Below are 22,507 nucleotides of genomic sequence, written 5' to 3'. Positions count from 1 at the left end.
CTGATTCGCAGACCGCCAGTTTCTGATGTTTGGCTCTGGTCTCAGCGGCATTTGCGCACATCTTCCAAAGCGACGCCAGTCCAGTGGTCGATCTCAACGCGGCAACTGTATTTTGCGCCCCTCCTCGGCGGACCGGTACACGGCCTCTTCGATTTCGCGAACGGTCAAATAATCCGCGGCGGTGTTTTCAGGGGCTTGGCCGGTGCGGATCGCGTCGACGACATGGGCCTGCAAAGCATGGACACAATCGCCCGCAAATCCCGGATAGTCTTGTGCGGCCAACAGCACATGCCCGCCCCGTGATCCAAAGGCGCGGAAGTGAACGGCACCATCCCCGGTCAGGGTCAGTGTGCCAGCCGTCCCCTCGACCAAAGCCTCCCCCAAAGTCATGCGGTGATTGTCGGCATCATGGTCCAGCAGGCGATTGCCATCGAACAGCGCACGGGCTGGGCCGTGGTCAAACAGCAGATAACCGGCATCCTCACCCGCAATGATCGGATTCATGCGGCGCAAATCGGCATAGACAGCCGTGGGATCACCCAGCAAATACCGGAACGTATCGATCCAGTGCACGGCCGTTTCGTGTACCAAAAGGCGCGGCATGGTCTGGAAATAGGGCTGCCGGTCAAGATAGGCACGCGGGTCCTGCCCGTCCCCTGTGCGCAAGCGAAAGGTGATCTGATGGACATCGCCAACCTTTCCGGCATCAAGCGCGGTTTTTATAACGCGGTACCAGGGCTGGAAGCGAAAGTTTTCATGTACCACTAGGGTAGCGCCAGCCGCCCGCGCCGCTGCCGTGGTTTTACGGGCCTCATCCAGGGACGTACAAAAGGGTTTTTGGCAAATGATCGTGCCCACACCTGCCGCAATTGCCTGAGATATGGCAACCGCATGGGTTGGCGGGGGGGTCGCAATATCAAGGATATCGGGTACATCAGCCGTAAGCATGTCCGCCAAATCCGCAAAAGCCGGAAGGCCCGTGGCCGACGCACAGGCCAGATCTCGATCCGCCGATCCGATCAGTTGCACGCCCTCGATCCGAGCCCAGCCATCATAGTGAAACTGGGCGAAATACCCCGCCCCCAAGACCGCCACTGACAAGGCCGGGGTCAAACGTCACCCAGCGCATCGGCAACGGCAGCGGCAGCCTGGGCCGTATTGGCCTGACCGCCCAGATCCCGCGTGATCGTCGTTCCATCAGCCAGGACCGTGTCAACGGCGGCCTGCAACCGCTCGGCATCCGCAACCATCTGGGGCAGATCATGCCGATCCCCCAGCCAGTCGATCATCATCGCGCCAGACAGGATCATCGCAAACGGGTTGGCGACCCCCAGCCCCGCAATATCGGGTGCCGATCCGTGGCAGGGTTGGAACACAGCATGATCCTCTCCGATATCGGCGGAGGGGGCCATGCCAAGACCGCCCATCAGGCCCGCGCCGAGGTCCGACAGAATGTCGCCAAACATGTTTTCGGTGACCATCACGTCAAAGACCCAGGGTTTTTCGACCATCCACAATGCCGTCGCATCGACATAGGCATGGGCGGGTGTCACCTCGGGAAAACTGCGCGCCTCGTCATAAAAAATCTCGCGGAAGAACGCGAAAGCGCGGAAAACGTTGGCTTTGTCGACACAGGTCAGATGGCCCGGACCATGTCCCGCTGCCTTGCGTTTTTCCGCCATACGAAACGCAAACCGAAACAGTTTCTCACTCGTGGCCCGGGTGATGCGCAGCGTTTCGGTCGCGTCGCACTCTGTGACAGCCCCTTGTCCCTGGGTGAAAAACAGGCCTTCCGTACTTTCCCGGATCAACACGAAATCAATATGCTGACCGCCATCAAGTTTCAGCGGCGTCCGCTGGCCCGGTGTGATCCGAACGGGCCGCACGCCAGCAAAAAGGTCCAACGCCTTGCGCAGATCGATCTGCGGCGAAATTTCGGTCCCGTCATCATATCGCACATCCGGCAAACCCATGGCCGACAACAAGATGGCATCGGCCCCCCGCGCGATGTCCATCGATGCCTCAGGCAGGCTTTCTCCGGTCTTAGCATAATGCGCGGCACCAGCAGGTGCGATCTGCGGGCGCAATGCGTAGGTGCCGCTGGTCGCCGCGACTTGGTCAAGCAAGTCCAAGGTCGGGCCCATGATCTCGGGCCCGATCCCGTCCCCCTCGAACACGGCGATATCAAATGTCTTCATTGGCAGTCCTTCCAAAGCGCCGCACTTTAATGCATACATTAATGATCAGTTCAACCCTTGGCAAACCGCCGCAGCTTCGAAACAGTATCGAGATAGAGGAGGAAAACATGTTCGCAGTCACGGTCGTTTTTCAGATGTCCCCCGAAAATCTGGAGCAGTTCATGCCGCTCATGATTGAAAATGCCCGCGCGTCGGTGGAGACAGAAGATGGGTGCCATCAATTCGATGTTTGTACCGATCCGAGCCGCCCCGGTGACGTGTTTTTGTATGAACTGTACGAGGATGCAGCAGCATTTGAAGCCCACCGGCAAACAGCCCATTATAAAACCTTCGATGGGGCCGTCGGGTCATTGGTGTTAGAGAAATCGGTGCGGACCTACAGCACGGTCGCCCAATGACGTGGACCGTCCATGCAATCAAATATGCTGAACAAACGGACCGCGTGCGTGGGCACAATTTCATGTTCGATGACAACCATGACGCGCCTTGCCCGATCGATTTCTTTCTGTGGGTCCTGCAGCGCGACGGCGAGGTGATTCTGGTCGATACCGGCTTTGATGCGACCGAAGGCGCGCGGCGCGGGCGCCCCATCCGGCTGGACCCGGCAGAGGCGTTGGCGCCTTTGGGTCTGCGGGCCGCGGACATCACCACATTGATCTGCACGCATTTGCATTTTGACCACGCGGGCGGATTGCATCTGTTCCCGAATGCCCAGATCCATCTGCAAGCGGCCGAGATGCAATATGCAACCGGTCCTTGCATGTGCCATGACGCACTGCGCTTTCCCTTCACCGTTGACCATATTTGTGAAGCCGTCCGGCGGCTGTACCAAGGGCGCATCACCTTCCACGATGGCGATGGTCAGGTGGCAGATGGCGTGACGGTCCACCAGATCGGCGGCCATACCAAGGGCCTGCAAGCTGTCCGGGTCGAGACTGAGGCGGGCGCGCTCTGCCTCGCCTCAGACGCTGCGCATTTTTACGAGAACATCTCGGGCGGGAAACCGTTTCCTATTGTCGTTGATCTTGAGGCTATGCTGAACGGCTTCAAGCAGTTGCGGACACTGGCCAGCCGCCCTGCGCTGATAATCCCCGGGCATGATCCGCTGGTGCGCCAAATCTTTCCTGCCCATCCCAATGCCGACTTCATCACACGTTTGGATCGCGGACCGACGGGATCTGTTCCTTTGTAACGACATGGGCGAATCTCGGGCTCCACTCGCGGCAAATAATACCTCCCGCAACGTAAAGTAGTGGGTGAACTGTGGCGTAGAACCGCCACTCAAAATGACGACAGCTCAATTTGTGATCACACGAAAAATCACTGTGATCACAAAACTATCTTTTTCGGCTCAATTCGAAATATGCGGCGAATTGGCGGTATGAGTGGCCGTTCAGACGTGCAAAACCTGTCTTATCGCAGCAAGACGGGACAGTTTTCGTGAATATCCATGAATATCAGGCGAAGGCATTGCTTCGCGACTACGGCGCTCCGGTATCCGACGGACGGATTGTTTTGAAATCCGAAGATGCCAAAACGGCAGCGGCGGAACTTGATGGGCCGGTTTGGGTAGTCAAGGCTCAGATCCACGCGGGCGGACGCGGCAAGGGCCATTTCAAGGAAAACGAAGCTGGCGAAAAAGGCGGTGTGCGCATCGCCAAATCCGTGGGCGAAGCTGCCGAAGAAGCCGAACGTATGCTGGGCCGCACCCTGGTCACGCATCAGACCGGCGCGGCGGGCAAGCAGGTCAACCGCATCTACATCGAGGACGGCGCCGGCATCGAAACCGAATTGTATCTGGCCCTTCTGGTCGACCGCGCGACATCGCGCGTCAGCTTTGTCTGCTCCACCGAAGGCGGCATGGATATCGAAGAGGTCGCGGCGGAGACACCAGAAAAGATTCTCAGCTTCTCCGTCGATCCGGCCACTGGCTACCAGCCATATCATGGCCGCCGTATCGCTTTCATGCTGGGCTTGACCGGCGGGCAGGTGAAGCAATGCGTAAAGCTGATGGGCACGCTCTATAAAATGTTCCTGGAAAAGGACATGGAGATGCTAGAGATCAACCCGCTGATCGTCACGACCGGCGGAGATCTTAAATGCCTGGATGCCAAGATGGGCTTTGACGGTAATGCGGTCTACCGCCATCCAGACATCGCTCAACTCCGCGACGAAAGCGAAGAGGACCCTAAAGAACTCGCTGCCTCAAAATACGACCTGAACTATATCGCCCTGGATGGAGAGATCGGGTGCATGGTCAACGGCGCGGGTCTGGCCATGGCGACGATGGACATCATCAAGCTTTACGGGGCCGAGCCTGCGAACTTTCTGGATGTTGGCGGCGGTGCCACCACTGAAAAGGTGACAGAGGCCTTCAAGATCATCACCTCAGACCCCAATGTGAAAGGTATCCTCGTCAACATCTTTGGCGGCATCATGCGCTGTGACGTGATCGCCGAAGGTGTCGTGACTGCGGTCAAAGAGGTCGGCCTTCAAGTCCCCCTCGTCGTCCGACTGGAGGGTACGAATGTCGAAAAGGGCAAAGAGATCATCAACACGTCCGGGCTAAACGTCATTGCCGCCGATGACCTTAAAGACGGCGCCGAAAAGATCGTGAAAGCCGTCAAAGGGTAAGCCCATGCGTCGACTTTTAGCGGTGACGCTCACCACCCTGCTCTTGGCTGTCCCCGTGTCGGCCAAGACACCCAATCAACTGCTCTACGCGTCTGACGGGCCATTGGTGACCGGCAAGTCCTATTGCTACGCGGTGATGTCGGGAAAACGAGCAGCCGCAGTGACCCAAAAGGTCTTTGCAAAATTGGACCCCAGCGTCACACGCCGCCTAGGGGAAACATTCAGGCCTGTCCTGGTCGCAGGCCAGGGCCCGTCCTGGCATGGCAGCTTTGGTTCCAGAACCGCAAATACCGCGGTGGGGTCAGTTTTGGTGTCAATGCAAGCAATTACGGCGTGTGGGAGGCCGAACTGGTGCGCAGCGATCTTTTGAAAAAACAGTACGGGAATTAAGCGATGACGGCCCATCCGGCCAAATCAAATACCATTGATCGGACAGCCAAGTCTCTGTCTGCCCTTGATTGGTGGTCGTCTGGTCGTGCTGACGATCAACCGTACAATTGGTGGACGGCTGACATGATGAAATGGCCCATCGCGACCGCATTTGGTCTGCTTCTGTCATTTAGCTTTTTGTCCCTGCCGACCACAGCGGCAGCAGAGGAACGGCACCCTTTGATGTCTGCTAAGGACGATGCGGTCCATGGATCCGGTCAGACATACAGGAAAACCCCGCAACACGACCACATTGTGATCCCGATCTATCGACGCAAGACAGGACCAATACACGACTATGGCCGCCGCACTGCCCGGTGTCGGATCGTGGAGGGCTACCGCGCCGATCTAAACTGGGAGCATGGCAGCGTGAGTATTGGCCGGTATACCGAATATCATACTTGCGTCCCGGTCTACGTGACCCCGCGCGCCACGCAAACGGCACCGCGCTACACCCGGGCCCACCCACCAATCCTTGGCCATTCGGACGGCCCGGTGCAGGTTCCCCACGTCAACTTGACCGGTCCGAACGCGGCGAGCGAAACAACGAATTTCTTCTTTGGTAGTGAGTGAACATGTTTTCCCATCACCGTGACCATCGGTTCCGGCGCAGCATTCTCGGCTTGGTGGTCGGCGTGGTTCTGTTTGGGTGGGCCGGGGCCGGGCAATCTGCCGACCGTGCAACCAGCCTGGAAGAGGCCTTCCAGCGGTGCGCAGCGGCCTTCCCCGATATGAAAGCCGTGCGGCAGGCCCATAAAAATGCGGGGATGCGGGTCGAAGGGTTAGATAACGATCTATGGTTTCACAGTGCCCATGGCCGCCGCGTCTTTGCCGCGACCGGAGCGCGCCGGGGGGAGCCTTTTTGCATGTTCGGCATCAACCGGCAGGGCAACAAACCAACACTAGTTTTGGCCAAGCGGATCATCAAAAAGACGTTCGGTAAAAAGGCCTTGCCGGTCAGCAATTCCGGCGATCGGGATGTCCTCGCGGCCTGGGCCGTTCCCTTGGGCAAAACGGTGGGCGCAGTTTTGGTGACTCGGTCGCGCGTTGTCAGCCCCTATTATAGCGGCTCCATGATCATGATCGGGGAGATCGGGGCCGAATGAGACGCACGCTGATCCTCGCCCTGACCCTGCTCGTCGGCCTGCCCGCCCACGCCCAGAAATCAGCGGAAGTAGCGGCGCAAAACGTGCAATGCGCCATGACGATTTGTTTCGAAAACTACGCGGATCACCCAGCGATCAACAGTAGGCTTACCAGGGCAGGCTTTGTGCATGAACTCGAAATCCGGGCCGATGGTCAGGTGCTGAGTTGGTATGCGGCTCCGGCCGGCACGGCGCGCGCCCTTGTGATCGGCCAGCAAGGCCAAACCGAATGCCAGATCAGCACGAATGCATTCGGCGTTAAACAGGCCCCGCCCGTTGCCCGCGCGGTGATCAGCAAGCTTTACACCGGTAAAATCGCAGATGGCGCGCCGGCAGGTCAGAATGTTCTGCCCGGGACACCGCAGGCGCAACAGGGCGGGTGCGCGGGCTTTCATGTCTTTGCGCCGCGACGGCTGATCTGGGTCGCGGCTGAGCGTGCGGGCAATGACGGTACGTGTTTAAGCGACAGTACCACCCAAATCGTGTTGCGGATATGAGGATCAGATGTCCGGATTAGTCCCCCGCCTCCTTGGCCTAGCCCTCACTGTCAACACCCCGCAATTGGCGGCAGCGCAGCAGGCTGCACTGACGGCCTTTGCCGAGAACTGCTTCAGCCCATTCCTGACGGCCGAAACTGCCCGCACAAAAATCGCAGGGCCCGGCATCCGCCTGGATTTTTACGACCTCGAACCCTTCTCGGCCGCGGCACCTTCGCCAGTGACAGGCCGCGCGGCAACAGCGGGAACAGACCGCCGGTGCGAAGTGGCCTTCGATGGCGACAGCGGGCCCATAGCGGCAAACACCGCTGTCACCGCCTTGGCCGCAGAGGGGATCGAAACGGAGGCGGCTTTGCCCAAGACCCATGCAGATGCCGCCATCGCGGGCACCACATTGCTGGCGGCCCGCCGGTTGAACCCCAACCGCGTCGCCGTGGTCCATACCGGAACCCGCCGCGGTCCTAACGGAGCAGAAACTTTTTTGATGGTTGAACGCCTCACGCCGGAGGCCAGCCGCAGATGAAACGTGTCTGTTTAGCCGTTCTTTCATTGGCGATCATGTCGTCACCAATCTGTTTGTCAGCTTTGGAGAAATCCGACGGGCCTTTGCGTGACGCATTCAGACTGTCTCTCGCTGAGGAGGTTGGTGTGTTTGAAGAGATAATTCCAAGCGTTCTCGAAACGGCTCGCGTTCTTTTGGAATATCGTTGTCACAAACAAGCGACCCTCTATGCGACGAAGAAAGTGAAAGACCGGGCAGCGAACAGCCCCGGCTCTACTGAGTTCTTCCAACAGATCAACGCTGAAGTCGAATACCTGATGGCTGACGCTGTCGACTACGTACTAGCAGCTCGTAAAATCCGCCTAGCCAAATATTGAGGAACAATATGGCCATTCTCATTGACGAAAATACAAAGGTGATCTGCCAGGGCCTGACCGGCTCCCAAGGGACCTTCCATTCCGAGCAGGCCATTGCCTACGGAACCCAGATGGTGGGCGGTGTGACCCCGGGCAAAGGGGGGCAGACCCATCTGGATCTGCCCGTCTTCAATTCCTGCCATGAAGCGGTGCATGAAACCGGTGCCAATGCCAGCGTGATCTACGTGCCGCCCCCCTTTGCGGCCGACTCGATCCTTGAGGCCATCGACGCCGAAATCCCCCTGATCTGCTGCATCACCGAAGGCATCCCCGTACTCGACATGATGGCGGTCAAGCGGGCGCTGATGGATACGGATTGCGTTCTGATCGGCCCTAACTGCCCCGGCGTGATCACGCCCGATGCCTGCAAGATCGGCATCATGCCCGGCCATATCCACAAACGCGGCAGCGTTGGTGTTGTCAGCCGCTCGGGCACATTGACCTATGAGGCGGTGAAACAGACCTCGGATTCGGGCCTGGGCCAATCAACGGCGGTGGGGATCGGCGGCGACCCGATCAAGGGAACCGAACATATCGACGTTTTGGAGATGTTCCTGGCCGATGACGAAACCCAGTCCATCATCATGATTGGGGAAATCGGGGGCAGCGCCGAAGAAGATGCCGCCCAATTCCTGGCTGACGAGAAAAAGAAGGGCCGCTGGAAACCAACGGCTGGCTTCATCGCAGGCCGTACTGCCCCTCCGGGTCGCCGCATGGGCCATGCCGGGGCGATTGTGGCAGGCGGCAAAGGCGGCGCTGAAGACAAGATCGAAGCCATGAAATCTGCTGGTATCGTCGTCGCGGACAGCCCCGCCCAACTCGGCGAAGCCGTTCTGGAAGCCATCGGGTAACGGGATGCGATGACCGGGATGGCGACGACACCGAAACAAGGTCAAAGGGCGGCGTTGGCAACAGCGGCGCTGGCTGCTCTGGTTGCCTGCGTACCGCAGGGACAAGCATTGTCGGCGGATGCGGCAGCGCTCGTTCCAGCCTGTGTTCAGCCGTCGCCGTCCTTCGCCGCGCGTAAAGCAGCCATCAGCGCCTTGGGCTACCGCCCGATCAAGGGCGTATCGGACATGTGGGTCCAGGCCCAGGTCGCCCATATCGCCATCTCGGATCTCGAATATGATGGGACCCGCGCATCGATCAAAGCCACCTATGATGACTATTTGAAATCGGCCCAATCCGGCGATTTGTTCCGCACGGACACTGACACGCAGCATTTCACAGACACGGGCAAAACCCTCGAAATCTCACTCGCCGTCGTCGATGGCGAACCATCCTGTTCGATTGCCTTCGCACCCGGCACGAAGCCCTGGCCGGTGCCGGGGCGCACTGATGTGCGCAAGACAGCGGATGTCGGCCTTTATGAGACATATGCCGGGAGCGGTGGCGTTGATGGCGGGCGATCCGTTCTGTCTCAGGTTTGGGACGCTTGGATGGCAGGTGGGCGCAAGGCTTCGGGCTTTTTGATTTTGGGGGTCGACTGACGTCATGTTGGAACCCTTAGCGAAATCGCTCAACGCCATGGCACACAGCATCAGGCTGCTATTGCCCGATGCGAACGGGACCCTGCGCATGGATGCGGTCGGCCGATTACGAACTCTTGGTACCACCGTTGCGGTGGTGACAGCCCAGACAGGACTGGCGGCCCCCGCAACGGACCAGGGCAACGCATTCCAACACGCGGTGGAGAGTTGCAGCACACCGGCACATATGCAGGAGGATGTGGCACCAGCCCTTGTCGGCTGGCAACGCGTCGCACCTGATCCCAATCTCACCGCCGAATGGGCCAGCGCCACCACCTATGCGGAATTTTCGAAAGATGACAGCTACCTGCTGCCCGATAGCGGTTTTCTGGGTCTGGTCAATCGGCGCGCCAGGGAAGAACGACGCGAATGGATGCGCAGTAATTATCAAGAGGCTCTGGATATCGTCGCCAAGGATATCGAGGCCGGGCGGATGGCGTTTTTCACCCATGGAACGGGGTGGAGGCTGGCGCTGCACTACGATAAAACCAACAATTACGAGGGCGCGGAGACCCATATCTGCCTCGTTTGGCATCCTGCGCCCGAGGCGGCGGTCATTGATACGGCGGCCTCCGGTGATTTCGGGCATATTCCCATGCGCTCCACATTTGGCACGATGTTGTCATCATCCGCCGCGTACTTTCTTGATCAAAGCATGGTGACCCACCGGTTCAATGCATATTTTGATCAAAAAAGCCATGTTCTCCCTTCCATGCCATTTGTGTTCAGCGTCCAGACGACGGCAAAGCCAGGCACCGACCGGCCCAAATCCGCCCGCGAGGATCTTCGACCAACGGATATGCTGACGGCGCTGGACCGTATCGTCGAAAAATGTACCGACCCGTCGGTGATGCCCACCGATTGGCCCACCGTCCTGGCGGAATGGCAAAGCGTTTCGCCGAATGAACCGATTGTGTCAGAGCTTGTGGCCGCCAAGGCGATGATGTCCTTGGCCGATTCTGGATGGACCATCGATGAAACATCCCGCTTCCCGCAATGGGAGATGGAAACACGCCTGGTGCCCGAGATGGCCAGGCGGCTCAAATATACCTCAAACGAGATCGCGGAGGGGGACCGGACCTTTTATGACCACCCGACCGGTTGGCGGCTCAGCCTTGAGGTCTCGACCGACCGCGATGATGTGGCCTTCAACACCTGCAACCTGTGGCACATGACACCGGATGCGGCCACTCGGTCTGCCCTGTCGCACTTTGCGTCCGGTCTGGTGCCAGCACCAACCGCGGGAGGGCAATACCTGGTGCTGGACTATAAAATATACGACGACGGCGAGTATGGCGATGTCACCTACCGAAGCCTGACCAGCTCCAAAAGCCAAATCGTGCCAGCGCCGCCGATCTATCTTGATGTGTTCACATCGTCTTTCACGCGGGAAGACCGACTGCCAGCAGAGGTCAATCAATGACCATCAACACATCCCATTTACCAGATTTCGGAGCACATCGCTGACGATGGGACCAGCAGACGCCATAGCAACCTGTCTGGGCAAGTATATCGAGGTGCGCGGACGCGCGTCTCGGCCCGAATTCTGGTGGTTCGTGGCGTTCCTTATCGCGGGTGCGACCCTGGCCGCCCTTCTAGACGGGCAGTTGACGCGCTGGCTGTTTCCGGGGCGCGGCTACATGACAGAATTGCGGCGTGACGGCCTGCTTTCCCTGATCTTTTGTCTGATGACGACGCCCCCGGCCCTGTGCGCGGCGTGGCGGCGCATGCATGATACGGGTCGGTCGGGCTTGGAGCTGTTCTTCCCCTGTATCCTGGCGGCTGGCTGTCTGGTCGTCGCTCTCACCGCCAGCATCCTTCTGGCTCAGTTCGGGATCCGCACCCTCATGGCGGTCTTTGGCCAGATTGCGATGGCGGGCTGTGCAATCGCCCCGCTTGTACTGTTCTGGTGGCTCTTGCAACCGGGCGATCCAAACGCCAATGCGTACGGCCCCCGCCCGACAGGATCAGACCGATGACCCCCCGCAGCACCGATCTTTTCTGCACCGATCCGACCGCTGGGCCGTCAATGCGAGCCACCGCACTTGCCCCGGTCGCAACTGCCGTTGGCAGAATGGCGCAGCCAGTCATCGGCCAGGATCAGCCGCCGACCGGAACTCAGGACGTATTCGACGCAAATACTCTCCAACTCGCGCGCTCCAACGAAAAGAAATCGGAAATCCGCTCATCAGTTGTGAAGACTCTCACTTTCACATAGCTCCGCAAATCATGATCCGATGCCCACATATACAGCAGCCTCCAGAGGACCACGGCAAGGCCGCCCTGTTCATCGATTCAGACGAGCTGGAAATCCCATGCGCATGACGTTCCTCGACGCCATCAAAACCTGCATGGCGAAATACGTGACGATCTCGGGCCGGGCCAGCCGTGCCGAATTCTGGTGGTTCTACCTGTTTACAATCCTCGTCCAACTCGGAGCCACGGCGCTGGACGCTGCCTTCTTCGGGTGGGACGAGATCGAGGATGTCGGCCCCCTGGAACTCATCACGACCTATGGTCTGTTCATTCCAATCATAACTGCCACGATCCGGCGCCTGCATGACACCAACCGCTCTGGCTGGTACATTCTGGTGCCGATCCTGACCATTGGCGCCACCTTTGGAGTCGGAGCGCTCTCTCCCGGTCTCACCGTCGGGGCTGGTTTTGTGCTGGTCCTCCTCATCGGACTTTCCGGCTTTCTGCTACAACTCTACTGGCTCTCACAGCCATCCGATCCCGGCTCCAACACATACGGCCCCAACCCCTATGACGCCCTGAATGACGCAAACCTGATGGAGGTTTTCAAATGACCGAGCAAGGCCCCAATGACCAGTTCCATGCCTCCAGCTTCATGCAGGGGCATAATGCGGAATATCTCGAACAGCTTTACGCCCGCTACGCCAATGATCCCGGTGCCGTCGATCAGGCCTGGGCAGAGTTCTTCCGCCAGATGGGCGATGCCGAACTTGATGTAAAGGCAGAGGCGAATGGCCCCTCCTGGGCCCGCCCCGACTGGCCACCCATGCCCGGCGATGACCTCACCAGCGCGCTCACAGGCGAATGGCCGGTGGAGGCTGACGCCCCCAAAGCCGCCGACAAGATCAAGGCCAAAGCACAGGAAACCGGCACACAGATCACCGAGGACCAGATCAAGCGCGCCGTGCTCGACAGCATCCGCGCGCTGATGCTGATCCGCGCCTACCGGATCCGGGGCCATCTGATCGCCGATCTTGACCCGCTGGGTATGCGCGACCCCGAACCCCATCCCGAGCTGGAGCCCAAATCCTACGGCTTCACCGAGGCCGACATGGATCGCCCGATCTTCATCGACAATGTGCTGGGCCTGCAGATCGCCACGATCCGGCAGATCCTGGACATCGTCAAACGCACCTATTGCGGCACATTCGCCTTGCAATACATGCATATTTCAAACCCCGAAGAAGCCAGCTGGCTCAAGGAACGGATCGAGGGGTTGGGTAAGGAAATTCAGTTCACCCGCGAAGGGCGCAAGGCCATCCTCAACAAGATGGTCGAGGCGGAGGGTTTTGAGAAATTCCTCCATGTGAAATACATGGGTACCAAGCGGTTTGGTCTGGATGGCGGCGAAAGCCTGATCCCCGCCATGGAACAGATCATCAAGCGCGGCGGCAATCTGGGTGTGCAGGACATCATCATCGGGATGCCCCATCGCGGCCGCCTCAGCGTTCTCGCCAATGTGATGCAGAAACCCTACCGCGCGATCTTTAACGAATTTCAGGGCGGCAGCTACAAACCGGAAGACGTGGATGGGTCAGGCGATGTGAAATATCACCTCGGTGCCAGTTCTGACCGGGAATTTGACGGCAACGAGGTGCATTTGAGCCTCACTGCCAACCCCTCCCACCTTGAGGCCGTGAACCCTGTCGTACTAGGCAAGGCCCGCGCCAAGCAGGACCAGTTGAACGACGCCGACCGCACCAGCGTTCTGCCCATCTTGCTTCACGGCGATGCGGCCTTTGCCGGGCAGGGTGTCGTGGCCGAAGGGTTTGGCCTGTCGGGCCTGCGCGGTCACCGCACCGGCGGCACCATGCATATTGTCGTCAACAATCAAATCGGGTTTACCACGGCCCCGCATTTCAGCCGGTCCAGCCCCTATCCCACCGATATCGCGCTGATGGTCGAGGCACCGATCTTCCACGTCAACGGCGATGATCCAGAAGCTGTGGTCCATGCCGCAAAGGTCGCGACCGAGTTCCGGCAGAAATTCCGCAAGGATGTGGTGATCGACATCATCTGCTACCGCCGCTTCGGCCATAACGAGGGGGATGAACCGATGTTCACCAACCCCCTGATGTACAAAAAGATCAAGACGCAGAAGACCACTTTGACCCTCTACACCCAGCGCCTGGTCCAGGATGGTCTGATCCCCGAAGGCGAGATCGAGGATATGAAAGCCGCCTTCCAGGCGCATCTGAACGAAGAGTTCGAGGCGGGCAAGGAATATCGCCCCAACAAGGCCGACTGGTTGGATGGCCGCTGGTCACATCTTGACCGGCGGGGTGAGGAATATCAGCGCGGCCAAACCTCGATCAGTCGCGAAACGTTGGACGAGATCGGGACAGCCCTGTCCCGCGCACCCGATGGCTTTCCGCTGCACAAAACCGTCGGTCGGCTTTTGGACACCAAGGCCAAGATGTTCGAGACAGGCCAGGGCTTTGACTGGGCGACGGGCGAAGCCCTGGCTTTTGGCTCGCTCCTGACCGAAGGCTATCCGGTCCGGTTGGCTGGCCAGGACAGCACCCGAGGCACGTTCAGCCAACGCCATTCCGGCCTGATCAACCAAGAAACCGAAGAGCGGTATTATCCGCTGAACAATGTCCGCGCCGGGCAGGAACGGTACGAGGTTATCGACTCGATGCTGTCGGAATATGCCGTTCTAGGGTTTGAATACGGCTATTCGCTTGCCGAGCCCAACGCCCTGGTCATGTGGGAGGCGCAGTTCGGCGACTTTGCAAATGGCGCCCAAATCATGTTCGACCAATTCATCAGCTCGGGCGAGAGCAAATGGTTGCGGATGTCGGGCCTCGTGATGCTGCTGCCCCATGGCTATGAGGGTCAGGGGCCTGAACATTCCTCAGCCCGGTTGGAACGGTTCCTACAGATGTGCGGCCAGGATAACTGGATCGTCGCCAACTGCTCGACCCCGGCCAATTACTTTCACATCCTGCGCCGCCAGATCCACCGCAGCTTCCGCAAGCCGTTGGTTTTGATGACACCCAAATCGCTGCTGCGCCACAAGCTGGCGGTGAACACGGCGGATGACTTCACCGACGGGTCCAGCTTCCACCGCGTGCTGTGGGATGATGCACAGCAAGGCAATTCCGACACCACACTGGTGAAAGACGGCAAGATCAAGCGCGTCGTCATGTGCTCGGGCAAGGTCTATTATGACCTGCTGGAAGAACGCGACGCACGCGGCATCGATGACGTGTACCTGTTGCGGATTGAGCAATTCTACCCGTTCCCAGCGCTGAGCCTCGTCAATGAGTTGAAACGCTTCACCAAGGCCGAGATGATCTGGTGCCAGGAAGAGCCCAAAAACCAAGGCGCCTGGACCTTTATTGAACCCAATCTGGAATGGGTGCTCAGCCGGATCGATGCCAAACACCAGCGCCCGCATTATGTGGGCCGCGCCACCTCTGCCTCGCCCGCCACGGGTCTGGCCAGCCAACACAAAGCCCAGCAAGCCGCGCTCGTGAACGACGCGCTGACCATCGAAGGAAATTAAGTCCCATGTCCACTGACATCCGCGTGCCCACCCTGGGCGAAAGCGTTACCGAGGCCACCGTCGCCACCTGGTTCAAGAAACCGGGCGATGCGGTCGCGGTGGATGAAATGCTGTGCGAGCTGGAAACCGACAAGGTGACCGTCGAAGTGCCTGCACCCGTTGCCGGCACGCTGGGAGAGATCGTCGCCGGTGAAGGCCAGACCGTTGGGGTCGACGCCTTGCTGGCCACGATCAGCGGCGCCGATGGGGCGGCAGCCCCGGCGAAATCCGAACCGGCAGTGGCCAAGACCGCACCGGAGGCCGGTGGTGATGCCGGGCCATCGGTCGATGTGATGGTGCCCACCTTGGGTGAAAGCGTGACGGAGGCCACGGTCAGCACCTGGTTCAAGGCCGTGGGCGATAGCGTGGCCCAGGACGAGATGTTGTGCGAATTGGAAACCGACAAGGTGAGCGTCGAGGTCCCTGCACCGGCCTCCGGCACGTTGGTCGAGATCCTGGCGCCGGAAGGCACCACCGTCGATGCCGCGGCAAAGCTGGCCATACTGTCCTCCGGCGGCGGGGTCGCCGCCGCGGTTTCGACCGGCCCGGTGGCTGACGAAGCGGAACGGGCCAACTATGCTGCCGATCTAAATTCGAGCGACGCGCGCACGGATATCGAACATGCCCCATCCGCCAAGAAGATGATGGCGGAACATGACATGAGCCCCGCGCAAGTTCAGGGCACCGGCCGCGACGGGCGCATCATGAAGGAAGATGTACAAAAGGCACTGCAATCGCCAGGCAAGGGCGCAGCCCCAGCGCCTGCGGCGACTGTGCCCACCCCCGTTGCCCAAGCCCCCCGCGCCCCGGTTCCCGCCGATGATGCCGCACGCGAGGAACGGGTCAAGATGACCCGCCTACGCCAGACCATCGCCAAGCGCCTGAAGGACAGCCAGAACACCGCCGCCATGCTGACGACCTATAATGAGGTCGACATGGGCGCCGTCATGAACCTGCGCAACGAATACAAGGAATTGTTCCTCAAGAAGCACGGCGTCAAGCTGGGCTTCATGTCGTTCTTCACCAAGGCCTGCTGCCATGCCCTGAATGAAGTTCCCGAGGTCAATGCCGAGATCGACGGTACGGATATCGTCTACAAGAACTTTGTCCATATGGGCATTGCCGCGGGCACACCTACGGGCCTTGTCGTGCCCGTGATCCGGGACGCCGACGCCATGGGGTTCGCGGCCATTGAGAAAGCCATCGCCGAGAAAGGCAAACGCGCCCGAGACGGCAAGCTGAGCATGGCCGAAATGCAAGGCGGCACCTTCACCATCTCAAATGGCGGGGTCTATGGCTCGCTGATGAGTTCACCCATCCTGAACCCACCGCAATCCGGCATCCTCGGCATGCACAAGATCCAGGACCGCCCCATGGCCATCGGCGGCAAAGTTGAGATCCGCCCCATGATGTACCTCGCCCTCAGCTACGACCACCGTATCGTCGATGGCAAAGGCGCCGTCACGTTCCTGGTCCGCGTCAAAGAGGCCCTAGAAGACCCGCGTCGCCTCCTGATGGATTTGTAATTGCAGGCTTCTGTAATTAGTAGGGAGCTGATCCGTAAATGACATCACAGTGCTCACATCCTTCTGAGCTCTATTCCGGACCGCCCGATTTGAGCGTTGAAGCGCCACATCTGGTGTCCTTGGCATCGAAATGGGTGCGCCTCCCTCATCCGGAAGTTGTAACACAATTTGAAGGCTCGGTGTTTCCTGTCGTACGAGACACAAAAAAACGCGGTTCGTATGACAAAGCGCAGGATATCATATATGACGATAATACTGTCACAAAATGGGCATTGCTTTGGTCTCACAACGAAACCAGGACAGCGCACCCCACGGGTTGGACACTTGCACATGTTTGGTCCGTGCCAAAAGATCGGGACGCGTATTGCCATCTCGCCAATCTGTGCGTCATGCCAGAAGACCTCAAATCACTATCTGACAAGAACGCACCGCTTGCAGCTTTCTTGAGATATCATGCGCAAAGCGTCTACGGTTGGCGCCCTGGTGGCCATGAAAAACTGGATAAGCCTGCAGGTTTCGACGCTATCTCTTGGTGTTACTTCGAGCCAGTGTTGGACGCACCCAAGCTGGTTATCGCAAGACTACAAAAAGCAAATAGTGCTAATGCACGTGCTCTTAAAATGACGACTTGGTATCGCAACCTTCTGGTTTCGTCTGAATGACCATCGACCTCCCCTCCGCGCCCACGACCCAGAAAGTCGTCCAGACCTGGGTCGTGGGCGCAGCTATAGCCACAACCCTCATTTGGGGCTGGATGGCCTGGCAGGGCTGGCCGTCTTGGCTTTGGGCGGTGCTGCCGATCTATGTCGCTTCGTCCCTCGTCCTCAGTCTGATCATGAACGCTGTCCTGCACCGCAAGATCGACACTCTTACCGCCATGATCGACCATTCGGATTTACAAGATGACCCCTGAACTCACCGTTCTGACCCTTGCCGCCCTTTTGCAGGTGGTTCAATTCCTGCTTTATGCCGTGCCTGCCAATCTGGAGCTTGGCGTTGGCAAGACGCTCGGACCGCGCGATGACCCCAATCTCACCGATGGCCTGAGCCAGACCACCAAACGCCTGAAACGCGCGATGGAGAACCATTTCGAGGGGCTGATCTTTTTCACCATCGCCGTCGTCGTTGTGACCCTCGGGGACAAATCCTCCGGTTTCACCGCGCTCTGCGCCCATGCCTACCTGGTGGCCCGCATCCTTTACGTGCCAGCCTATGCCAGTGGCCTCATGCCGTGGCGGTCGCTTATCTGGGGCGTGGGCTTCGCGGCGACCCTGGCCATGTTAATCGCGGCGCTGTTCTGATGATCCGGCTCGCCACCCTTTTGCTGATGACGGGTCCGGCCCTTGCGGAGCCTCCCTTTGCGGTCGGGGATCATGTGGTGCAGGGACCGCTCTTTGATATGATGACCGGTGACGCGTTGCCCAATGCGACCCCGCCTGATCAACGCGCCTGTTTTCGGGTCGAGGCGGTTTCGGACACCAATCTGCAACTCCGGTTGGTCGCAGGTTATCTGGGCAGCGTAATGCCCGGCATGCCGCCACCGCCAAAGAGCATGGACAGGCCCCGCCACGCACCCATCGGAACCGGCACCAGCCACGCCGCCAGCGAGGGCCTTTGGGCCCCTTGCGAAGCACCGGATCCAACCGGCTATCGCACTGTCAGCACGACTTGCGATATGGGCCGATTTTATCAACGGGTCGCCGATTGCAGCGGTCGCCCCCTTCCAGAGGAATAGGCATGAACAGCCTCCGATTTGCGATGATCCTGACATGTCTTGCCAGCGCCGCAGTGGCAGGCCCCGACTGGAAGGCCGGTCAATTGATCACACCGATTTCTCATTACGACGCGTCCGGTCAACGGACCAACAAACCGGCCCCGGGTCTGAAGGGAACCTGCTGGCGCGTGAAGCAGGTGATCCGCAAAACGCCCGGCTATGAATATGACGGCTATGAGCTCACCTTGGTGTCCGGCGTCTACCGACCGGAATATGAGGAGGGTGCAGCGTTCAAGCCGCCCTATACAGATGTCTGGTTCAGCTCTTACGCTTATCTTGACGAGAACCCAAAGGCAGATGTCTGGACGGAATTGCATCAGACATTCCGGGCCGTCACCTCCTGCCCCAAGGCCCGGTCATGATCTGCCGTTGCCGAAATCCCTGGGAACCGTACGGCGCGTATGTATGGCATATGTATGCTTTGTGCATCGGTTCTGTATTCCAAATGTCCTACGAAGGAGGCCCCCATGGCCAGCTATGACGTCATCATCATTGGCAGCGGCCCGGGCGGCTATGTCTGCGCCATCCGCTGCGCCCAGCTGGGGTTGAAAACCGCCTGTGTCGAGGGACGGGAGACCCTGGGCGGCACCTGCCTGAATGTAGGGTGTATTCCGTCCAAGGCGCTGCTCCATGCGTCGCATCAATTGCATGAGGCAGAGCATAACTTTGGCAAGATGGGCCTGAAAGTTACCGCACCCAAGGTCGACTGGAAACAGATGCTCGCCTATAAGAACGAGACCATTGGCGCCAACACCAAGGGTGTCGAATTTCTTTTCAAAAAGAACAAGATAGACTGGCTGAAAGGGTGGGGATCCATCCCCGAGGCGGGTAAGGTCAAGGTCGGTGACGAGGTGCATGAGGCCAAGCATATCATCATCGCCACGGGCTCTGACAGCGCCAGCATTCCCGGGGCCGAGGTGACGATTGATGAAAAGATCGTCGTGACCTCGACCGGTGCGCTGGAACTGCCCAAGGTGCCCAAGACCATGGTCGTCGTCGGTGGCGGTGTGATCGGGCTGGAGTTAGGCTCGGTCTATGCCCGCCTCGGCACCAAGGTCACGGTGGTGGAGTACATGGATGCCATCACCCCGGGCCAGGATGCGGAAGTCGCGCGGCAGTTCCAGAAGTTGCTGACAAAACAGGGGCTTGAATTTGTTCTCAGCGCCGGCGTCAGCAAGGTCGAAACCCTGAAAACCAAGGCCAAGGTGCATTACACCCTGCGCAAGGACAGCTCCGAACAGGTGCTGGATGCGGATGTGGTTCTGGTTTCCACGGGGCGTAAACCCTATACCGAGGGGCTGGGTCTGGACGCGCTGGGCGTGGCCGTGTCGCAGCGCGGCCAGATCGAAGTGGATGGGCATTACACCACCAATATCAAGGGGATATACGCCATTGGCGATGCGATCGCTGGCCCGATGCTGGCCCATAAGGCCGAAGATGAGGGCATGGCCGTGGCAGAAGGCATCGCCGGGCAGCACCCCCACGTGAACTATGACGTTATCCCTGGCGTGATCTACACCCACCCAGAGGTCGCCAGCGTCGGTCATACCGAAGAAACCCTCAAGGAGGCCGGGCACGGCTACAAGGTCGGCAAGTTCTCCTTCATGGGCAATGGTCGGGCAAAGGCCAATTTTGCAGCCGATGGTTTTGTGAAAATACTTGCAGATCAAAGCACTGACCGGATCCTGGGGGCGCATATCATCGGCCCCATGGCGGGCGATCTGATCCACGAGATCTGCGTTGCAATGGAATTCGGGGCCAGCGCCGAAGATCTGGCCCGGACCTGCCACGCCCACCCGACTTATTCCGAGGCCGTCCGCGAAGCCGCGCTGGCCTGCGGCGACGGTCCCATCCATAGCTGATGGGTGATCTGATCCCCGTGGCGGAGGTTCAAACCTCCCCCACCCCCTTTACCGATCCGAATTTCAAACTGGCCGTCTTGTCATCCCTGCTGGATGACAAGGTACTGGATTTTGGCGACTATCCTGCGTTTTTGAAATTTATCGAAGGCACCGAATACGACTATGAGGAGCGCGGATATGAACCATCGGCCAAGGCTCAACGCTACCTGACGCACTATCCCCTGACCACAGATCAGCTTGCCAAGGTCGATACGCTGGTCTTTGACGGCGGCAACACGATTTATCCCTATGTCTATCCGTTCTGGGGCGGCGAAACGGAAGAATTCGACATTCGGAGCCTGGATGATCTGCGGCTACTGCCCAACCTTGAAACCTTTGAAATCATCTCGATGCTTTGGTGGGAAAACCCTGACCTGACGGCCCTTAGGCATGTTCCCAAGCTAAAGACCCTTGGATTGGGATTGACCGCGACGTGGCAGAATATCGAGGTTTTGGAGCAATTGCCCAATCTGAAGGAGCTTACGGTCTTTGGCCACGACCTGGACGAAGGGAGCGCGCTTAATGTCGTGAAACAGCTGGAGCAACGGGGAGTTCGGGTTCAGATTTTCTGAAGAGCACCACGTTCTCACAGGTTCCCCTCCCTCGATCCCTCCCCCAAGGGTGGAGGGAAGCGCCCGTTGAGAAGGTCCGGGCCCGAGGCGCGCGCGATCCCCGTATCTAGCCGACCAACAGGCGCAGCCCTTGCGTGACATCAGTCCGCACGGCGAGGCGCAGGCCCGGTTCATCTCCGGCCTTGAGCGCTGCGATCATCAGGCGATGATTGTGGGGGGCATCCGTCCGCCCCAACCGCCCGTAAAGCGACCGCATCGTCGGGCCCAGTTGCAGCCAGACCGTCTCTGCCATGGCGAGCATCGCGGGGGCCTGTGCCCTAAGGTAAAGTGTGCGGTGAAACTCAAGATTGGTTCGAATATAGGCCACTGCATCCTCATCAGCGATCACCTTGGTGATCTGGGCATTGATGGCCTCCAGCCGGTCGATCAGCGCCAGATGCGCACGCGGCAGGGCACGAGAGGACAACTCCGGCTCAAGCAAAGCGCGCAGGGCTGCCAGTTCTTCGATCCGTTCGTTGGACAGTTCGGGTGTCGACACACGGCCCGAAGAAGAGAGGGTCAGGGCCCCTTCCGCCACAAGTCGCCGCACAGCTTCCCGCACGGGTGTCATGCTGACCCCATGGGCCTTGCCTACCCCGCGCAAAGTCAAGGCAACGCCAGGCAGGATCTCCCCATGCATGATCTGGGTCCGCAGGCTACGATAGAGCCGATCATGGGCGGCCGTCGTGGGCTCGGTCGGGCGTTGCAAAACCATTGCGGCACCCTGTCGGGCAGGGGGCTGGCCGTCAACCGGATCAACCGGCGAAGCGGTACCGATGCAGGTCTTCCCCGTTTGCGCGCAGCCAAGCCCGGGGCGCCTTGTAGTCAGGACACAATCGGTCGACCACGGCCCAAAAGCGAGCGGAATGGTTCATCTCGACCAGATGCGCGACCTCATGGGCCGCGACATAGTCAAGCACATCGGGGGGCGCCAGGATCAGCCGCCACGAATACATCAAGCGCCCATCCGATGAACACGACCCCCACCGCGACCGCGTATCGCGCAGGACCAGCCGGGTATAGCTACGCTGAACCGCTGCGGCGTGGCGGTCGGAGGCGGCAGCCAGCCGGTCCCGCGCCAGTTCCCTGAGATATCCACCCACCCGGGCGGGCACCGCGCGAATACGCGCGGGCACCATGATGGCGTCGGATGTCAGGTGCAGCCTAGGCCCTTCCCCCCGCGTGATAAGGCGTGGTGTGCCTTCGACAGGCAGGTGCGCCCCGATTTCCACCACCGTCTCTGGGACAAGGTCTGCCAGATGGCCCCTGATCCAGTCCAGCTTTTCGGTGGCAAAGGCAACGGCTTCGGCCTCGGCCGCCATTTTGGGCATGGTAAGCGTCACCGATCCCTTCAGCCGGGACACGCGCAGACTTAACCTGCGCGCCCGCACGGATCGGCGCAGTTGGATATCAACCGGTGGATCGCCCGGGAATGTGAGGGTTGTCATCGATGGTCCGTACCTGTTTTGCCCATCATATCGGTGACCGGACGTTCGCACAGCCCCGATCTGCCTTTGCATTTGACAGCGTGGTGGCTCT

26 protein-coding genes are annotated in these 22,507 nt (G+C 59.4%); 22 read left to right on the top strand and 4 right to left on the bottom strand.

The genetic code is table 11. From position 1 onward, the window contains the following. Nucleotides 1–93: 93 nt before the first annotated feature. The gene (locus IU397_RS12310) at nt 94–1,095 is read right to left on the bottom strand and encodes a Gfo/Idh/MocA family protein (RefSeq protein WP_370541677.1); all 1,002 of its coding nucleotides are present in this window, start codon (nt 1,093–1,095) and stop codon (nt 94–96) included. Nucleotides 1,096–1,109: 14 nt separating this feature from the next. Next, the gene (locus tag IU397_RS12305) at nt 1,110–2,198 is read right to left on the bottom strand and encodes an isocitrate/isopropylmalate dehydrogenase family protein (protein ID WP_204413938.1); all 1,089 of its coding nucleotides are present in this window, start codon (nt 2,196–2,198) and stop codon (nt 1,110–1,112) included. Here IU397_RS12305 and IU397_RS12300 point away from each other — a divergent pair. The 22 genes from IU397_RS12300 to IU397_RS12195 all read left to right on the top strand — a co-directional run bounded on the left by IU397_RS12300 (nt 2,189) and on the right by IU397_RS12195 (nt 20,929). Further along, nucleotides 2,189–2,596 carry a putative quinol monooxygenase gene (locus IU397_RS12300; protein ID WP_239479764.1) on the top strand — a complete coding sequence of 136 codons (408 nt, stop codon included), beginning with the start codon at nt 2,189–2,191 and terminating at the stop codon, nt 2,594–2,596. The two genes, IU397_RS12305 and IU397_RS12300, sit on opposite strands and share 10 nt — an antisense overlap. Nucleotides 2,597–2,658: 62 nt before the next feature. Next, a complete protein-coding gene (locus IU397_RS12295; RefSeq protein WP_239479763.1) occupies nt 2,659–3,390 on the top strand; it encodes an N-acyl homoserine lactonase family protein in 732 nt (243 codons plus the stop codon). A gap of 248 nt (nt 3,391–3,638) precedes the next feature. Further along, the gene (gene sucC, locus IU397_RS12290) at nt 3,639–4,832 is read left to right on the top strand and encodes an ADP-forming succinate--CoA ligase subunit beta (protein WP_204413935.1); all 1,194 of its coding nucleotides are present in this window, start codon (nt 3,639–3,641) and stop codon (nt 4,830–4,832) included. A 513-nt stretch (nt 4,833–5,345) separates the two neighbouring features. Beyond that, nucleotides 5,346–5,834 (top strand): hypothetical protein, encoded by a 489-nt coding sequence (locus IU397_RS12285; protein ID WP_204413925.1) that lies wholly within the window; start codon nt 5,346–5,348, stop codon nt 5,832–5,834. Between the two features lie 2 nt (nt 5,835–5,836). Continuing rightward, nucleotides 5,837–6,367 (top strand): hypothetical protein, encoded by a 531-nt coding sequence (locus IU397_RS12280; RefSeq protein WP_204413923.1) that lies wholly within the window; start codon nt 5,837–5,839, stop codon nt 6,365–6,367. Beyond that, nucleotides 6,364–6,903, top strand: a complete 540-nt coding sequence (locus IU397_RS12275; protein ID WP_204413921.1) for a hypothetical protein — start codon at nt 6,364–6,366, stop codon at nt 6,901–6,903. Before IU397_RS12280 ends, IU397_RS12275 begins: the two co-directional genes overlap by 4 nt. 7 nt (nt 6,904–6,910) lie before the next feature. Then, nucleotides 6,911–7,426, top strand: coding sequence for a succinyl-CoA synthetase subunit beta (locus IU397_RS12270; protein WP_239479762.1), 516 nt, complete (start codon nt 6,911–6,913; stop codon nt 7,424–7,426). Then, nucleotides 7,423–7,782: a hypothetical protein gene (locus IU397_RS12265; protein WP_204413919.1), complete on the top strand. Its 360-nt coding sequence runs from the start codon at nt 7,423–7,425 to the stop codon at nt 7,780–7,782. The genes IU397_RS12270 and IU397_RS12265 overlap by 4 nt, the downstream gene beginning before the upstream one ends. An 8-nt stretch (nt 7,783–7,790) precedes the next feature. Next, the gene (gene sucD / locus IU397_RS12260) at nt 7,791–8,672 is read left to right on the top strand and encodes a succinate--CoA ligase subunit alpha (protein WP_204413917.1); all 882 of its coding nucleotides are present in this window, start codon (nt 7,791–7,793) and stop codon (nt 8,670–8,672) included. A gap of 9 nt (nt 8,673–8,681) precedes the next feature. Next, on the top strand, nt 8,682–9,311 hold the full coding sequence (locus tag IU397_RS12255) for a hypothetical protein (protein WP_204413916.1): 630 nt from the start codon (nt 8,682–8,684) through the stop codon (nt 9,309–9,311). Between the two features lie 4 nt (nt 9,312–9,315). Further along, entirely contained in the window at nt 9,316–10,773 is a 1,458-nt protein-coding gene (locus IU397_RS12250; protein WP_204413915.1) for a hypothetical protein, read from the top strand. Between the two features lie 46 nt (nt 10,774–10,819). Then, nucleotides 10,820–11,329 carry a DUF805 domain-containing protein gene (locus IU397_RS12245; protein WP_204413914.1) on the top strand — a complete coding sequence of 170 codons (510 nt, stop codon included), beginning with the start codon at nt 10,820–10,822 and terminating at the stop codon, nt 11,327–11,329. Nucleotides 11,330–11,665: 336 nt separating this feature from the next. Further along, a complete protein-coding gene (locus IU397_RS12240; protein ID WP_204413912.1) occupies nt 11,666–12,160 on the top strand; it encodes a DUF805 domain-containing protein in 495 nt (164 codons plus the stop codon). Continuing rightward, nucleotides 12,157–15,117: a 2-oxoglutarate dehydrogenase E1 component gene (locus tag IU397_RS12235; RefSeq protein ID WP_204413910.1), complete on the top strand. Its 2,961-nt coding sequence runs from the start codon at nt 12,157–12,159 to the stop codon at nt 15,115–15,117. The genes IU397_RS12240 and IU397_RS12235 overlap by 4 nt, the downstream gene beginning before the upstream one ends. 5 nt (nt 15,118–15,122) lie before the next feature. After that, complete coding sequence (odhB, locus tag IU397_RS12230; protein ID WP_204413908.1) at nt 15,123–16,682, top strand: 2-oxoglutarate dehydrogenase complex dihydrolipoyllysine-residue succinyltransferase; 1,560 nt, start codon at nt 15,123–15,125, stop codon at nt 16,680–16,682. A gap of 89 nt (nt 16,683–16,771) precedes the next feature. Then, nucleotides 16,772–17,344, top strand: coding sequence for a hypothetical protein (locus IU397_RS12225; RefSeq protein ID WP_204413906.1), 573 nt, complete (start codon nt 16,772–16,774; stop codon nt 17,342–17,344). After that, a complete protein-coding gene (locus IU397_RS12220; protein WP_204413904.1) occupies nt 17,341–17,595 on the top strand; it encodes a hypothetical protein in 255 nt (84 codons plus the stop codon). Before IU397_RS12225 ends, IU397_RS12220 begins: the two co-directional genes overlap by 4 nt. Next, nucleotides 17,585–17,983 carry an MAPEG family protein gene (locus IU397_RS12215; protein WP_204413902.1) on the top strand — a complete coding sequence of 133 codons (399 nt, stop codon included), beginning with the start codon at nt 17,585–17,587 and terminating at the stop codon, nt 17,981–17,983. Before IU397_RS12220 ends, IU397_RS12215 begins: the two co-directional genes overlap by 11 nt. After that, a complete protein-coding gene (locus IU397_RS12210) occupies nt 17,983–18,417 on the top strand; it encodes a hypothetical protein (RefSeq protein ID WP_204413901.1) in 435 nt (144 codons plus the stop codon). Before IU397_RS12215 ends, IU397_RS12210 begins: the two co-directional genes overlap by 1 nt. A gap of 2 nt (nt 18,418–18,419) precedes the next feature. Beyond that, the gene (locus IU397_RS12205; RefSeq protein WP_204413900.1) at nt 18,420–18,818 is read left to right on the top strand and encodes a hypothetical protein; all 399 of its coding nucleotides are present in this window, start codon (nt 18,420–18,422) and stop codon (nt 18,816–18,818) included. Nucleotides 18,819–18,923: 105 nt separating this feature from the next. Next, on the top strand, nt 18,924–20,318 hold the full coding sequence (lpdA, locus tag IU397_RS12200) for a dihydrolipoyl dehydrogenase (RefSeq protein ID WP_204413899.1): 1,395 nt from the start codon (nt 18,924–18,926) through the stop codon (nt 20,316–20,318). After that, nucleotides 20,318–20,929 carry a hypothetical protein gene (locus IU397_RS12195; RefSeq protein ID WP_204413898.1) on the top strand — a complete coding sequence of 204 codons (612 nt, stop codon included), beginning with the start codon at nt 20,318–20,320 and terminating at the stop codon, nt 20,927–20,929. The genes lpdA and IU397_RS12195 overlap by 1 nt, the downstream gene beginning before the upstream one ends. Nucleotides 20,930–21,035: 106 nt before the next feature. Here the strand turns inward: IU397_RS12195 and IU397_RS12190 are convergent, their stop codons facing one another. Beyond that, nucleotides 21,036–21,683 carry a GntR family transcriptional regulator gene (locus IU397_RS12190; protein ID WP_204413897.1) on the bottom strand — a complete coding sequence of 216 codons (648 nt, stop codon included), beginning with the start codon at nt 21,681–21,683 and terminating at the stop codon, nt 21,036–21,038. A gap of 40 nt (nt 21,684–21,723) precedes the next feature. Continuing rightward, entirely contained in the window at nt 21,724–22,416 is a 693-nt protein-coding gene (locus IU397_RS12185) for a M48 family metallopeptidase (protein ID WP_204413895.1), read from the bottom strand. Nucleotides 22,417–22,507: the final 91 nt, after the last annotated feature.

It is taken from the genome of Actibacterium sp. 188UL27-1 (assembly GCF_016901225.1).
Classification (GTDB): domain Bacteria; phylum Pseudomonadota; class Alphaproteobacteria; order Rhodobacterales; family Rhodobacteraceae; genus 188UL27-1.
Note: the sequence above shows the minus strand (reverse complement) of the source record. Positions and strands in the feature narration are given on the sequence as shown.